Origin of the sequence: Mycobacterium sp. DL592, from assembly GCF_011694515.1 — a bacterium.
In the GTDB taxonomy this organism is placed as follows: domain Bacteria; phylum Actinomycetota; class Actinomycetes; order Mycobacteriales; family Mycobacteriaceae; genus Mycobacterium.
The window spans coordinates 2,591,645-2,605,856 of the sequence record NZ_CP050192.1; the positions used below are offsets into that span (position 1 = coordinate 2,591,645).

Consider the following 14,212-nt stretch of genomic DNA (forward strand, 5'->3'; position numbering starts at 1 on the left):
CGGCGAGTTCGGCGGCCTGCGGATCAGGCCTCGTCACGCAGCATCCGGGCGATCTCCTTGGCCTGTTCTTCGGTCACCTCGCCGGACAGCTGCAACACCTGACCGTCGATCGGCTCGGTGATCTTCGGTGCCCAGACCACGATCCCGGCTCGGACGAACGCCACCTGCTGATTGATGTGCGCGGCGGTGTAGCGGGCGAAGTCGGCGGTGGACTCGGTGGTCATGGTGATCTGCACCATCTGCTTGCCGGTCAGCGGATTCAGGAATGAGTCGACGTCGGTCAGCTGGATTCGCAGGTCCTCCGGGGCCAGGTCGTAGACCGCCGTCTTGGTGATGTCGCAGGTGCGCAGCGGCTGATCCGGCGGTGTCGGCGGCGGCGGCACACAGTCCTCGGGTTTGATCACGAACGCGCCGTTGACCGGTCGCAGCGCCAGCGGCTTGATGGTGAGCACCGGTTTGGTGGTCGTCGTCGTGATCGGGGTGATGTCCTGGTTCTTCGTCATCACCGGCGCCAGCAACACACCGAGGACGGGGACCACGATCGCCACCGCCGCCAGCGCTGCGGTGATGGCGATCAGGATCCGTCGGTTACGGCGACTGTTGTCGGTCATGCGTTCCTCGGGCTCGGCGCAGGGACTGTCCCGTGAAGTTACCGGAGCGCCGCAACGCGTCTCCGCTGAACACGGCCAGCGCCACCCAGATCAGCGCGAAGCCGACCCAGCGTGCCGGCGGCATCGGCTCATGCCCGACAACCACACCCCAGGTCATCTGCATCGCCGGGGTCAGATACATCAGCAGACCGAGTGTGACCAGGGGTAGCCGTTGCGCCGCGGCCGCGAAGAACAGCAGCGGTATCGCGGTCAGAGGTCCCGACAGCATCGTCAGCGCGACGTGTCCGGCTCCGTTGACGGTGAACTGGCCGTGGCCGGTCAGCTCGGTCACCGCGATGTAGACGATCGCGAACGGGGCGGCGATCGCCGCCTCGAGGGCCACGCTGACCCGCGGGTCGACGGGCACCACCTTCTTCACCGCACCGTAGAGACCGAACGTCAACGCCAGGCCGACTGCGACCAGCGGCGGACCACCCACCTCGACGCTGAGCAACACCACGGCAGCCACCGCGATGGCCACCGCCACGACCTGGGGCCGGGTGAGGCGCTCGGCGAAGATGACAACCCCGAGCAGGACGCTGACCAACGGGTTGATGAAGTAGCCGAGCGCGGCGTCGACGACATGGCCGTTGTTGACCGCATAGACGTAGATGACCCAGTTCCCCGACACCAGCGCCGAGGCGGCAATCAGCAGCAGCCAGGTGCGGCGGTTGATCTCCCGGATGTCAGACAACCGCCGCATCACCAGCAGTACGGCGATCATCAGCACCAGCGTCCACACGATGCGGTGAGCCAGAACCTCAAATGCCCCAGCAGGTTTCAGCAGTGGGAAGAACGCCGGGAACAAACCCCACGAGGCGTAGGCGCCGATACCGAACAGCAGTCCGCTGCCCTGGGAATTCGTATCCTCGTGCCCCGGCGAGGTCACGAGTCGGCGCGCAGCACATCCAGTGCGTGCTGCAGATCCGCCGGGTACGGGCTGGTGATCTCGATGCGCCTGCCGTCGGCCGGATGGGCGAACGCCAGCGATCGGGCGTGCAGCCACTGGCGTTCCAGTCCGAGCCGCTTGGCGAGCACCGGGTCGCCGCCGTAGGTCGGGTCGCCCACGCAGGGATGGTGCAGGGCGGCGAAATGCACCCGGATCTGATGGGTCCGGCCGGTCTCCAGATGGATGTCGAGCAGGCTTGCCGCCCGGAACATTTCGACGGTGTCGTAGTGGGTGATGCTGTGCCGGCCGCCCTCGGTGACGGCGAACTTCCAATCGCTGCTCCGGTGGCGGCCGATCGGCGCGTCGATGGTGCCGCTGGACGGGTCCGGATGTCCTTGCACCACAGCGTGATAGCGCTTGTCGACGGTCCGCTGCTTGAATGCCCGCTTGAGCACGGTGTAGGCGTGTTCGGACAGCGCGACGACCATCACCCCGGATGTCCCGGCGTCCAAGCGTTGCACGATGCCCTGCCGCTCGTGGATACCCGAAGTGCTGATCCGGAACCCCGCCGCGGCCAGACCGCCCAGCACCGTCGGACCATGCCAGCCGACCGTCGCGTGCGCGGCGACCCCCGGCGGCTTGTCGACCGCGACGATGTCGTCGTCGGAGTACAAGATCGTCATACCCTCGATTTCGACGGGCGTATTCTCCGGCGGCGCAGGCGCTTCCGGCAGCGTGACGTGCAACCAGGAACCCGCTTCGAGGCGGTCGGACTTACCGGCGGCGACGCCGTCGATCTCGACCCCGCCGTCCTCCGCAATGGCCGCGGCCGCGGTACGGGACAGTCCGAGCAGCCGCGCGATGCCGGCGTCGACACGCATGCCGGCCAGACCCTCGGGTACCGGCATCGACCGTTCGGTCATCCGGGCGTCGGCTCGTCGTCGGGGCGGCTCGTACGCCTCCCAGCTTCACCCGATGCACCGTCCGGCTGGCGCCTCCCGGTGGTGTCGAAGTCGAATCCGAACAACGACAACCCGACCAGCAGGATGGCACCGCCGACCACCGCGGGGTCGGCGACGTTGAACACGGGCCACCAGCCGATGGACAGAAAGTCGACGACGTGGCCGCGCAGCGGTCCCGGCGAGCGGAAGAAGCGGTCCACCAGGTTGCCCAACGCGCCGCCGAGGATCATGCCCAGCCCGACGGCCCACCACGGCGACACCAGCCTGCGACCCATCCAGAAGATTCCGACCACCACGCCGGTGGCGACCAGCGTCAGCACCCAGGTGTAGCCGGTCGCCATCGAGAACGCCGCACCGGAGTTGCGGACCAGCGTCCACGTCACGGTGTCGCCGATGATCGATACCGGCTGACCAGGGGTGAGCAGTTTGACGGCGAGCACCTTGGTGACCACGTCGAGGGCCAGCACCACGCCCGCGACCGACAGCAGCAGTCGCAACCGGCGCCGCACCGGCGGCTGGCCGGTGGGGTCCTCGCCGGTCTGGGTCGCCGGTTCGGCGCCACCCGTGGTTTCGTCGCTCACGCCCCCATCATTCCCTAGCCCGGTCAGCGGGCTGCCCCCCGGCCGATGCTGCGATGATGACGGCATGCCCCGACTCGTCGTCGTGACCACCGGCGGGACGATCGCCACCAGCGCCGATGCCGACGGCGTGCTGCGCCCGGTACACGGCGGCGCCGAACTGGCCGCGGGCCTGGACGCCGAAACCGTGGACGTCCTCAATGTCGACAGTTCCCGCCTGACCCCGGCGGACTGGCTGCGAATCAGCGCGGCGGTCACCGCGGCAACCGAGGACGGCGCCGACGGGATCGTCGTCACCCACGGCACCGACTCGATGGAGGAGACAGCGCTGTGGCTGGCGCTGACCTACCCCGGTTCGGTGCCGGTGGTGCTGACCGGCGCGGCCCACTCGGCCGACTCGCCCGATGCCGACGGGCCCGGCAACCTGCGCGACGCCCTAGCGGTCGCGGCCAGCCCGCTGGCCCCCGAGTTCGGCGTGCTGATCAGCTTCGCCGGATCGGTGTTCGCTCCGCTGGGCACCACGAAGGTGGGCGGCCCAGGGTTGTTCGGCGGGTCCCGGCTGGGCACGGTTCACGACGGCACGGTCGCGCTCGACGGGTCGGCGCCCCGGCCCCTCCTGGGTCCGGTCACCGACGTGGCACGGGTGGACATCGTCTCGGCCTACCCCGGGGCCGACGGGGTGGCCGTCGACGCGTTCGTCGACGCCGGTGCGCGCGGCCTGGTGCTGGAGGCGATGGGCGCGGGCAACGCCGGAGTGCCGGTGGTCGACGCGGTGGGCCGCGCGTGCGCACGCGGCGTGGCGGTCGTGGTGACGACCCGGGTGCCGGCCGGCCGCACCGACGCGGCCTACGGCCCCGGCCACGACCTGGTGGGCGCCGGTGCGCTGATGATGCCGCGGCTACGGGCCAGCCAGGCCCGGGTGCTGGTGATGGCGGCGCTGGGCGCCGGCCTACCCGTGGCCGAGGTCGTCTCCCGCTGGGGCTGAGCGATTCAGGTCCTCGACGAACTCAGGCCAGTCCAGGCTGTCGACCGGGTTGGCGCGCGTCAGGTCGGTCTCGTCGATGGCGAAGGTGCGCATCACCCCCGGCCCGCTGCTGCGGGTTTCGAACCGGACGCTGACCACTCCGTGGCCGGCTCCCTGCACCCAGCCGTGACCGAAGCCGGGGTGGTGCACATCGTCGCCGACGCGCCAGCCCCCGGCGTCGGGCTCCGGCTCGGGCACCGGCATCTGGGCGTCGGACACCTCGGCTTCCTGCTGCTCGAGATCCGGGAACAGCGACTCCTGGCGGACATCGGAGAGGCCCGAAAAGCCCACGCCCAGAAGCCGAATGGGGCCGATCTCGCGCGGATCGAGCAGCAGCCGCCGCGCGGTCGAGGTCAGTGTGCCCATATCGGCGGTCGCATACGGCAGCGTGGCCGAGCGGGTCAGCGTGCTCATATCGGTCTTCTTCAGCTTGACCGTCACTGTGCGGGCGCCGCGGCCGTCACGTTCCAGCCGGCGGTGGGCGTGCTCGGCGATGGGCCCGGCCGCATCGCGCAGTTGCTCGAGGGTGGTGAGGTCGACGGCGAAGGTGGACTCGGCGCTGATCTGCTTGGCTTCGGCGCGCTCCATCACCGGCCGGTCGTCGATGCCGCGGGCCAGCCGGTGTAGCGCAGGGCCGATGGTCGCGCCCAGGATGCTGGCCGCCTCGGTGTCGCTGAGGGCGGCGAGCTGGCCGACGGTCTCGATGCCGAGCCGATGCAGCTTCTCCTCGGCGACCGGTCCGATTCCCCACAGCCGCCGCACCGGAAGGCCGTCGAGCAAAATCCGTTCCTCGTCGCGGCGGATCACCCGCAACCCGTCGGGTTTGGCCAGCTCGGAGGCAATCTTGGCGACCTGCTTGCCCGAGCCGGCCCCCACCGATGCCACCAGGCCGGTCTCCTCGCGCACCCGCTGGCGCAGCCGGGTACAGAACTGCTCGACATCGACTGCGGTTGCACCGACCAGTTCGGCGGGCTCGCCGAACGCCTCGTCGAACGACAGCTGCTCGAGGACAGGCACCAGAGCGCGCACCGTGTCGAGCACGCGTCTGCTGGCCACGCCGTAGACCACGCCGCGCGGGGGAAGCACCACCGCGCCCATCCCGACCATGCGACGGGCCTGGTGCATGGGCATCGCCGAGCGGGCGCCGAACACCCGGGCTTCATAACTCGCGCCGGCCACCACGCCGCGGCCGCCGAGACCGCCGACCAGGACAGGGCGGCCCCGCAGGGTGGGCCGGGTCAGCTGTTCGACGGACGCGAAGAACGCATCCATGTCGAAGTGCAGGACCCAGCGTTCCATGAGTCGATGCTATGGCCCGCCGAGTGGCCGGTTATGACACGGGATTGGCCGTGTTTGCCTACATAGGTGGCCGCTCTGCGCCGGCAACTAGGCTTTCGCGATCGCCACCCGCACGCCGTCGCCGATCTCGGTTCCGTCGACCGGTTCACCGAATTCGAAGCTGGTGGCCAGGATTTCCCCGGCGATCAAGTCGCTGTGGGTGCGGGCCCACTCCTCGTGGCCGGCGGGCACCGACATCACCACGCGGATGCGGTCGCTGACCTCCAGGCCGGAGGACTTGCGCAGGTCCTGCAGTTCGCGGATGCGGTCTTTGGCCCAGCCTTCGGCCTCCAGCTCTGGGGTGACCGTGCCGTCGAGCACCACCAGGCCCGCGCCGTCGGGCAGCGCCGCAGTGAACTCCGGATCGGCCGCGACCAGCCGTGAGCTGTACTCGTCGGGGTTGAGCACCACCTCGCCGGCACTGAGCGTCCCGTCCGGGTTGAGGACACCCTGGCCGGCCTTGACCGCCTTGATGGCGTCCTGCACGGCCTTGCCCAGCCGCGGGCCTGCGGCGCGCGCGTTGACGGTGAGCTCGAAACGGCCGAAGGCCGCGATATCGTCGGTGAGCTCGACCGCCTTGACGTTGAGCTCGTCGGCGATGAGGTCGGCGAACTGCTGCAACCGTTGCGGATCGTCAACGGCCACAATCAGTTTCGGCAGTGGCAAACGGACCCGCAGCTTCTTGGCCTTCCGCAGCGAGGAGCCCGTCGAGCAGACCTCGCGAACCTGGTCCATCGCGGCCACCAGGTCCGGGTCGCGCGGCACGACACCGGCCTGCGGCCAGTCGGTCAGGTGAACCGAGCGCTCGCCGGTGATGCCGCGCCAGATCACCTCGGTGGCCATCGGCAGCAGCGGCGCGGCCAGCCGGGTGGTCACCTCCAGCACGGTGTGCAGGGTGTCGATGGCATCGGCATCCTCCTCCCAGAATCGGGCGCGTGACCGCCGCACATACCAATTGGTGAGCGCCTCGGTGAACTGGCGCATCTGCTCACAGGCGCCGGAGATGTCGCAGACGTCCATCGCCGCGGTCAGGTCGTCGCGCAAATCGGCCAGCTTGGCCAGGATGTAGCGGTCCAGCACATGCGGCGAATCCGTGCGCCAGGTACCGACTTTGGGAGCATAGAGCGCCAGGAAACTGTAGGCGTTCCACAGCGGCAGCAACACCTGGCGCACACCCTCGCGGATGCCCTGCTCGGTGACGATCAAGTTGCCGCCGCGCAGGATCGGCGAGGCCATCAGGAACCAGCGCATCGCGTCCGAGCCGTCGCGGTCGAACACCTCGTTGACGTCGGGGTAGTTGCGCAGCGACTTGCTCATCTTCTGTCCGTCGTTGCCGAGGACAATCCCGTGCGACACACAGCTCTTGAACGCCGGTCGGTCGAACAACGCGGTGGCCAGCACGTGCAGCGTGTAGAACCAGCCGCGGGTCTGGCCGATGTACTCCACGATGAAGTCGCCGGGATTGTGGGTACTGAACCAGTCCTCGTTCTCGAACGGGTAGTGCACCTGCGCATAGGGCATCGACCCGGAGTCGAACCAGACATCGAAGACATCCTCGATGCGGCGCATGGTCGACCGGCCACTCGGGTCGTCGGGATTGGGCCTGGTCAGCTCGTCGATGTAGGGCCGGTGCAGGTTGTCCGGGCGAACCCCGAAATCGCGCTCCAGCTCGTCGAGGCTGCCGTAGACGTCGACCCGCGGATACGCCGGATCGTCAGATACCCACACCGGAATCGGTGTGCCCCAGTAGCGGTTTCGTGAGATCGACCAGTCCCGGGCGCCGGAGAGCCACTTGCCGAACTGGCCGTCCTTGACGTGTTCGGGATACCAGGTGATCTCCTGGTTGAGCTCCACCATCCGGTCGCGGAATTCGGTGACCTTGACGAACCACGATGACACGGCCCGGTAGATCAGCGGGTTGCGGCATCGCCAGCAGTGCGGGTACGAGTGCTCGTAGGTCTCGTGCCGGATCAGTACCGGGGTGTTGACCGCCGCGGCCGCGGTGCCGTTCTTGAGGTCGCGGATGATCTGCGGGTTGGCGTCGAACACGTGCTGGCCCTGATAGTCCGGGACCGACGCGTCGAAGCGGCCCTTGGAGTCCACCGGCGTGACGGGCACGATGCCGACGGTGTCGGTGGTGGCCTTGTCGTCTTCGCCGTAGGCCGGGGCCATGTGGACGATCCCGGTGCCGTCCTCGGTGGTGACGAAATCACCGCGCAGAACCTGAAACGCGTTGGCGGAGTCGGCGAAGTACGGGAACGGCGGCAGGTAGCGCAGACCAAGGAGCTGCTCCCCCGGTACGGTCGCCAGGACCTCGGGCTCCTCACCGAGCTCGCGAGCGTAGGCCGCCAGCCGGGGCTGGGCCAGCACGTAGCGCCGGTCGTCAACGCGCACAACCACATACGTGACCTCGGGGTTGACCGCGACGGCCTGGTTGGACGGCAGCGTCCACGGCGTCGTGGTCCAAATCAGCAGGTAGGCGCCGTCAAGGACCGAGTGGTCGGAGTCCTCAGCCAATACCCGGAACCCGACGGTGATCGCCGGGTCCTGGCGACTCTGGTAGACGTCGTCGTCCATGCGCAGCTCGTGGCTGGACAGCGGGGTCTCGTCGTTCCAGCAGTAGGGCAGCACCCGCACGCCCTCGTAGGCCAGGCCCTTGTCCCACAGCTGTTTGAACGCCCAGATGACCGACTCCATGAAGGACAGGTCGAGCGTCTTGTAGTCGTTGTCGAAGTCCACCCAGCGGGCCTGGCGGGTCACGTAGTCGCGCCATTCGTTGGTGTACTTGAGCACCGAGGCGCGGCAGGCGTCGTTGAACTTCTCGATACCCATCTCCTCGATCTGCGCCTTGTCGGTGATGCCGAGCTGACGCTGCACCTCGAGTTCGGCGGGCAGACCGTGGGTGTCCCAGCCGAATCGGCGCTCCACCTTGTAGCCGCGCATCGTGCGGTACCGCGGCACGATGTCCTTGACGTAGCCCGTCAGAAGGTGGCCATAGTGCGGCAGGCCGTTGGCGAATGGCGGACCGTCATAGAAGACGTACTCCTGGGCATCGTCGCGATTGGCGATGCTGGCCCGGAAGGTGTCGTCTGCGGCCCAATAGGCCAGCACCTCGCGTTCGAGGGCTGGGAAGCTGGGCGAGCCACCGACCTTCGGGTAGCCGTTCTCGGTCACGATTTCGCTCGTCTCCTGTGCCGGATCGTCAGGCACGGGGACGACGACGCGCTGGTGCGCGAGCGCCGCGGTACCACCCCGCTTACACACGTCACCGTGTGTCGCTCATTGCAGGCTGTGACGGGCCTACCCGTTCGGGTCTACTTGGCCCGCGACCGCAGATCGCGGGGCTGTTCTTCCGAAGGCTCCCCGGTGATGGCCGGATCGGTGCCGTTGGACAGATTCTAGCCGCAGGCCGGGGTGAGCTCGGACGTCAGCCCGATCAGCCCGAGCCGGAACTGGCCGGCCAGCTCCTCGACGGTGCATGCGTCCAGCCTGCGGCTGTCGTACCACCAGTCCATTGCCAGGGCGCCGTCGCGGCGGTAGGCCAGCACGGCCAGCGCCGTGCCGTCGGCGAGTTGCAGCGGGCCCAGCGCCGGTTCCGGCGGCATGCCCAGGAACGAGAACATCACGTCCGCCGGCCCGTGCGTGCCCTGAGGCAGCTCGGCCAGTGACCGCCGGACGTCGGCGAGCAGGCCGTCGGCATCCAGGCTGGGTTCCGGGGCACAGGTCAACCGGATCGCGGCGACCGTGGTCAGCCCGCCAACCGTCACCACGCCGACACCAATGGTCCGCGCGATGGCACGGCCCAGAGCTGCCAGGAGGAGTTCTTCGAATCCGACTGCGGCGACTTGCACCGCACCGTCGAGTTCGTCGGTCAGGTCATGGCTCAGCGGCACAGCCATCTGAACCATGTCTTCCGGTCGTGGAAGACCTGCAATTTCGTCATCGACTACCCGCACGTTGCTCGACGGGTTGGTCACGGGAGGAGCAACCATGCCCCCACCGTAGCGACCGATTCCCAAAAATGGGAGACCATTCCCATAACTGTGACGGCAGTGTCAATTAATGCAATTCCTTGCCCCCCGAGGTTGCCAGTACCCATTACCGGGAGTTCGGGTATCGTGATTGCGTGCCTCGGACCGACGAAAACGGCAGACAGCTCAAAACGCTTCTCGAGTACCTTCTCGACGGTGACGTGGAGGCCAGGGACATCTACGACGCACTCGGGATCTCCAGCTCCACGTATTACCGACGCATCAAGGACAGTGACTACCCGAATGCCGAAGAGCTGCGTTTACTGGCAGGAAGATTCGGCTTGAGCTCGCCCGACCTGCAGATTCGGTTCGGCCTGATGAGCCAGGAAGAGGTCTGGAATTACGTCGAATCCACGCCATCTACGGTGACGACAATTAATTCGTCGCCCAGTTCGCGCATTGTGCGCAAACTCTCGGAATTGGCACCCCGACAGGATGCGCCGCCCCTGTAGTATTTGCTGAAGTTATTCGGGGGTAAAAAGGTTGTCGGCTATGGCTCTTGGTGTTCTGATCACCATCACCCTGGCGTGTATCTCGTGGAGCCTGTGGATCAGACGGGTGACGTGGACCTGCCGCTGGGAAGTCGCCGCCACCCTCAACATCGCCCTCCAGGGCGCCGCGGTCCTGCTGATGTCACCGCTGGCGTCGGAAACCGTCGGACGCGTACTCCACCACCTCACCGGCAAGTGGAACCTCGAGGATTACCTCGGGCACGACTGCTACATCGTCGCCGCCTCGGCGATCGTCTACAACGCCCTGGGCAGACTCCAGGAGGATCACGCCCTGCAACGGACGTTCAAACAGCACGTGGAGCGCCCGGCCACGCTGTGCATCCCACTTCTGCTTGCCACTTTCTCCTTGGGCAACGGCGCCAAGATCTACCGGGCCGACTTCTTCCAGGTACCCACGGACTTCTGGCTCAGTGCCTACTGGCTGTTGCTCTGCGCCACCCTGATCTATCTGCTGGTCTACGGTTCGCGGGCGCTGCTGATCCTGCGCAAGGACCCGCGCTCGCGGCTGATCGCCAACGTGTATCTACTTGCCTCGGCCGCCGGGGTGGTCGCCTGCTCCATCCGGATCATCACGGCCTACGTGAAACCTTTCCAGTCAATCGAGGGCGGGAAGATGGTCTGGCTGTTCGCCTGCCTGTGCGGGGCCGGTTTCGCGCTGGCCTCGGCACATTCCTGGCGCATCAAGATGAAGTGGTTCTCCAAGACCTCGCACTGACTGCCGGTTCGCACAATTGTGATCTAATCGCAGGGACGCCGGCCTGGGGCCGCGCTGCACGTCCGTCGAACACAGGTACCGGTCAATGAAATTCGCCGTGGCGGTCCACGGGACGCGGGGGGATGTCGAACCCTGCGCCGCAGTTGGCCTCGAACTCGTCCGCCGCGGCCACGAGGTGCGGATGGCGGTACCCCCCAACCTCGTCGACTTCGTCGACACCGCGGGCCTGGGCCCGGCACTGCCCTACGGCGTCGACTCGCAGAAGCAGATCGAGGCCGACGTCTTCACCGACTGGTGGAAACCCCGCAACCCGCTCGCCATCCTGCGCCAGGCCCACGAATACATAATCGACGGCTGGGCCGACATGAACGAGACCCTGACCGCCATGTCCGAGGGCGCCGACCTCATCCTGACCGGCACCACCTATCAAGAAGTCGCGGCCAATGTCGCCGAATACCGGCACATCCCACTGGCCGCCCTGCACTACTTTCCGTGCCGGCCCAACAGCCAGACCCTGTCGGTCCCGCTCCCCAAACCGGTGCTCGGGCCGGCGTGGGCGATCGTCGAATGGGGCCACTGGCGCCTCTACAAGAGCGCCGAGGACGACCAACGGCGCACCCTGGGCCTGCCCAAGGCGACCACCCGCGGAGTGCGACGTGTCGTCGAGGGCGGCGCGCTGGAAATCCAGGCCTACGACGATGTGTTCTTTCCCGGGTTGGCCGAGGAATGGCAGGGCAAACGCCCGCTGATCGGCTCGCTGACGATGGGCCTGTCCACCTCGGTCGACGACGCGGTCAGCTCCTGGATCGGAGCGGGGACGCCGCCGATCTACTTCGGCTGGGGAAGCATGCCGGTCGACTCCCCCGCCGAGGCCATCGCGCTGATCACCGACGTCTGCGCCGAACTGGGTGAGCGCGCGCTGATCTGCACCGGCGTCTGGGACGTCGCCGACATTCCCGCCGCCGAGCACGTCAAGGTGGTGCGCTCGGTCAATCACTCCGCGGTCTTCCCGATGTGCCGCGCCATCGTCCATCACGGCGGAGCGGGAACCACCGCGGCCAGCGTCCGCTCCGGGGTGCCCACCCTCGTCTTGTGGGTCGGAGCGGATCAACCCGTCTGGGCAAACCAGGTGACGCGGCTCAAGGTCGGAACGGCACGCCGGTTCACCGCCACGACCAGGGGCACCCTGCTGGCTGACCTGAGGACAGTCCTCACACCGGAATACGCCGCCCGGGCGCGCGCGGTGGCCGCCCGGATGACAGCCCCAGCGGCCAGCGTCACCGCCGCCGCAGACCTGCTCGAAGCGTCAGCCCGCAAACACCCCGGCCGCTGATCGGCGAATCGGCCGCCACGCGTCGACAAGGTAAAGTCAGCTGCCATGTGGACGACCGTGCTGGTGCTCGCCATCGCGGTCAATTTCGAACCCACCCGCATCGGCCTGATCGCCCTGATGCTGACGCGCAAACGCCCGATCCGTCAGCTGCTGATCTTCCTGCTGAGTGGCTTCAGCCTCAGCGCCAGCGTCGGACTGCTCGTGCTGTTCGTGTTCCACCGCGGCCTGTTCGGACCCACTAACTTCAACGGCTCCAAAATCCAGATCGGCATCGGCGTCGCCGTGCTGCTGATCGCGGCCATCTTCGCCAGCAACGTGCCGCTGGGCCGCTTCGCCCGCAACCCGCTGGCCCCACCCGAACTGACCGAGGACGGGACCCCGGCAGACGAACCGGTGGCGACCACCACCACGGGTCGGGTGGCCACCCGGGCCAAGAACATCATCCACGGCGAATCGCACTGGTTCTCCAGCTTCGCCGGCCTCGGCCTGGCCATGCCCGGCGTCGAATACATGGCCCTGCTGGCGCTGATCATCGCCTCCAACGAGCCGCCGGCGATCCAGGCGCTCGCGCTGTTCGTCTTCCTGAGCCTGGCCAACGCCATCTCGGCGATTCCGCTCGTCAGCTATCTCATCGCACCGCAGAAGACGGCCGCCCGGGTACAGGTTTTCAACGACTGGATCCGGCGCCGCACCCGGCGTCAGGTGGCCGCGGTACTCGGGTTGGTGGGCGCGATCCTGGTGGTCGCCGGAATCGCCAGCCTCTGAGCTACTCGATGCTGCCGGTCAGTTCGAACTCGGCCAGCGTCTGGGCCGCCAACTCCCGCAACCGCGGCTTGCTGTTGGGTGCACCGATCTCGTACGCCTCCACCGAGATCACCACCTTGCCGTTGATCCGTCCGGACACCACCACGAGCTGACCGTGCGAGCGCTGGATCTCCCGCATCGTCACGTGCTGGTCCAGGGCCCGGATCAACACGTACTCCGCATCGGTTCCGTCTAGCTGGGCGAGCTGGGGCGGCAGGTCCCCCAGGTTCGAGCACGACACCGGGAGGTCGTCGGAGTAGGCGAACAGCAACTCCGCCACGCCCTTGACCGCGGGCTTGGGCAGCCACGGCATCAACGGGAGCAGTTCCAGGGTCGGGTCCGGCTCCGACTTGGCGGCCTCCCGGGCGGTCCGGACCATCGCACGGGCCTCGGAAAGATCAGTGGTCACCTTGGTGGGGTCGACGGTGGCATTGGCGAACGCCATGGCCAGGGCACGGTCGTCGTCGAGGCTCTCCCGCAGGTTGATCGCGATCACCAGGGTTACCGCTCCGTCGGAGGTTCGGCGCCGGCCCAGATGCTCGGCCATCTTCGCGGCGAACCCGGCAACCAGCGAATAGCTGTTTCCGCCGAGGGCGTGCGCGCGGGCGTCCCACTCGTTGGCGTCGACGAAGACCGCCACCGACGGCACCACCACCGTGCTGTCGAGATCGACCCCGGGTTCGGGAGCCGGCTGCAGTGCCCGGGACTTGGCCAGTTCCTTGCGCTGTGCGGCAACGAGTTTGGCGGCTTTGACCGCAGTGCGGGCGGTCAGGGGCAGATCACGCACCGCCTGACGCAGATCGGCGGCCAGCGCTGCCAGCCGCGGGCGTGACTTGGGCGGCGGGTATCCGATGTCGCGGATATTGCCGGTGACGGCTTCGAAGATCGCCAGCAGCGCGCCGACCCCGTCACCGATGCAGTGCGACCCGAGCATCGAGATCGCGGTCGAGCCGTCGGTCAGCGGCTGCACCACCAGATACCACGCCGGACCGTGCTCGGGATCCATGGGCAGCTCGCCCAATTCGTCGGCCCAGTCCATCAGCTCACTGCGTGGCCGCGGCTGCTCAGCGAAGCGGATCGGTGCGGGCGGACCGACCGGATCCACCCAGCGCGGCCGCCCGAACGGCAGCGGCGAGGACTCGATCAGCCGGCTGCCGAGCGAGGCGGTGAAGTTGTCGTGGAACCGCTTGAGCCCCTCGAAGTCCACCGGATGTTCGTAGACCCAGACGCACTGCATGAGCTGGCTGCGGCCGGTGGCACGCATCAGCTCGAAGGCGGTCTGGTCGAGGAACTCCAGGCGATGCTCGGCGGACTCCGCGTCTGCAGGCCGGCGTGCGAAAAGCCGTCGTTTGGGCCGTGTTTCAGTTGTCAACGAT

Annotated in this window: 13 protein-coding genes; 5 read left to right on the top strand and 8 right to left on the bottom strand. The window is 67.7% G+C overall.

The annotated features are described in order from the left end of the window. Positions 1-23: 23 nt before the first annotated feature. From HBE64_RS12525 to lspA, 4 genes are read right to left on the bottom strand one after another with little or no spacing between them, the layout of a single operon-like run. Positions 24-611: a hypothetical protein gene (locus HBE64_RS12525; RefSeq protein ID WP_167102341.1), complete on the bottom strand. Its 588-nt coding sequence runs from the start codon at positions 609-611 to the stop codon at positions 24-26. Continuing rightward, entirely contained in the window at positions 589-1,539 is a 951-nt protein-coding gene (gene rarD, locus HBE64_RS12530; RefSeq protein ID WP_167102344.1) for an EamA family transporter RarD, read from the bottom strand. Before rarD ends, HBE64_RS12525 begins: the two co-directional genes overlap by 23 nt. Continuing rightward, positions 1,536-2,462, bottom strand: a complete 927-nt coding sequence (locus HBE64_RS12535; RefSeq protein ID WP_167102347.1) for an RluA family pseudouridine synthase — start codon at positions 2,460-2,462, stop codon at positions 1,536-1,538. Before HBE64_RS12535 ends, rarD begins: the two co-directional genes overlap by 4 nt. Beyond that, positions 2,459-3,082 (bottom strand): signal peptidase II, encoded by a 624-nt coding sequence (lspA, locus tag HBE64_RS12540; RefSeq protein ID WP_167102350.1) that lies wholly within the window; start codon positions 3,080-3,082, stop codon positions 2,459-2,461. The genes HBE64_RS12535 and lspA overlap by 4 nt, the downstream gene beginning before the upstream one ends. Before the next feature lie 64 nt (positions 3,083-3,146). Between lspA and HBE64_RS12545 the strand changes: the two genes are divergently transcribed. Continuing rightward, positions 3,147-4,064, top strand: coding sequence for an asparaginase (locus tag HBE64_RS12545; protein ID WP_167102353.1), 918 nt, complete (start codon positions 3,147-3,149; stop codon positions 4,062-4,064). Here the strand turns inward: HBE64_RS12545 and HBE64_RS12550 are convergent. The 3 genes from HBE64_RS12550 to HBE64_RS12560 form a co-directional block, all read right to left on the bottom strand. After that, entirely contained in the window at positions 4,029-5,402 is a 1,374-nt protein-coding gene (locus HBE64_RS12550; RefSeq protein WP_167102356.1) for a DNA polymerase IV, read from the bottom strand. The genes HBE64_RS12545 and HBE64_RS12550 overlap by 36 nt on opposite strands. A gap of 87 nt (positions 5,403-5,489) precedes the next feature. Further along, a complete protein-coding gene (gene ileS / locus HBE64_RS12555) occupies positions 5,490-8,615 on the bottom strand; it encodes an isoleucine--tRNA ligase (RefSeq protein WP_167102359.1) in 3,126 nt (1,041 codons plus the stop codon). Positions 8,616-8,839: 224 nt separating this feature from the next. Further along, complete coding sequence (locus HBE64_RS12560) at positions 8,840-9,433, bottom strand: hypothetical protein (protein WP_167102362.1); 594 nt, start codon at positions 9,431-9,433, stop codon at positions 8,840-8,842. A gap of 134 nt (positions 9,434-9,567) precedes the next feature. On the opposite strand from HBE64_RS12560, the gene HBE64_RS12565 reads away from it, so the two are divergent. The 4 genes from HBE64_RS12565 to HBE64_RS12580 all read left to right on the top strand — a co-directional run bounded on the left by HBE64_RS12565 (position 9,568) and on the right by HBE64_RS12580 (position 12,797). Then, positions 9,568-9,924: an XRE family transcriptional regulator gene (locus tag HBE64_RS12565; protein WP_167102365.1), complete on the top strand. Its 357-nt coding sequence runs from the start codon at positions 9,568-9,570 to the stop codon at positions 9,922-9,924. Between the two features lie 40 nt (positions 9,925-9,964). Then, complete coding sequence (locus HBE64_RS12570; RefSeq protein ID WP_167102368.1) at positions 9,965-10,699, top strand: hypothetical protein; 735 nt, start codon at positions 9,965-9,967, stop codon at positions 10,697-10,699. Between the two features lie 85 nt (positions 10,700-10,784). Further along, entirely contained in the window at positions 10,785-12,032 is a 1,248-nt protein-coding gene (locus HBE64_RS12575; protein ID WP_167102372.1) for a glycosyltransferase, read from the top strand. Positions 12,033-12,077: 45 nt separating this feature from the next. Then, positions 12,078-12,797: a GAP family protein gene (locus HBE64_RS12580; protein WP_208300465.1), complete on the top strand. Its 720-nt coding sequence runs from the start codon at positions 12,078-12,080 to the stop codon at positions 12,795-12,797. Between the two features lies 1 nt (position 12,798). Here HBE64_RS12580 and HBE64_RS12585 read toward each other — a convergent pair whose 3' ends face one another. Continuing rightward, complete coding sequence (locus HBE64_RS12585) at positions 12,799-14,208, bottom strand: wax ester/triacylglycerol synthase domain-containing protein (RefSeq protein WP_243841307.1); 1,410 nt, start codon at positions 14,206-14,208, stop codon at positions 12,799-12,801. Positions 14,209-14,212 lie beyond the last annotated feature (4 nt).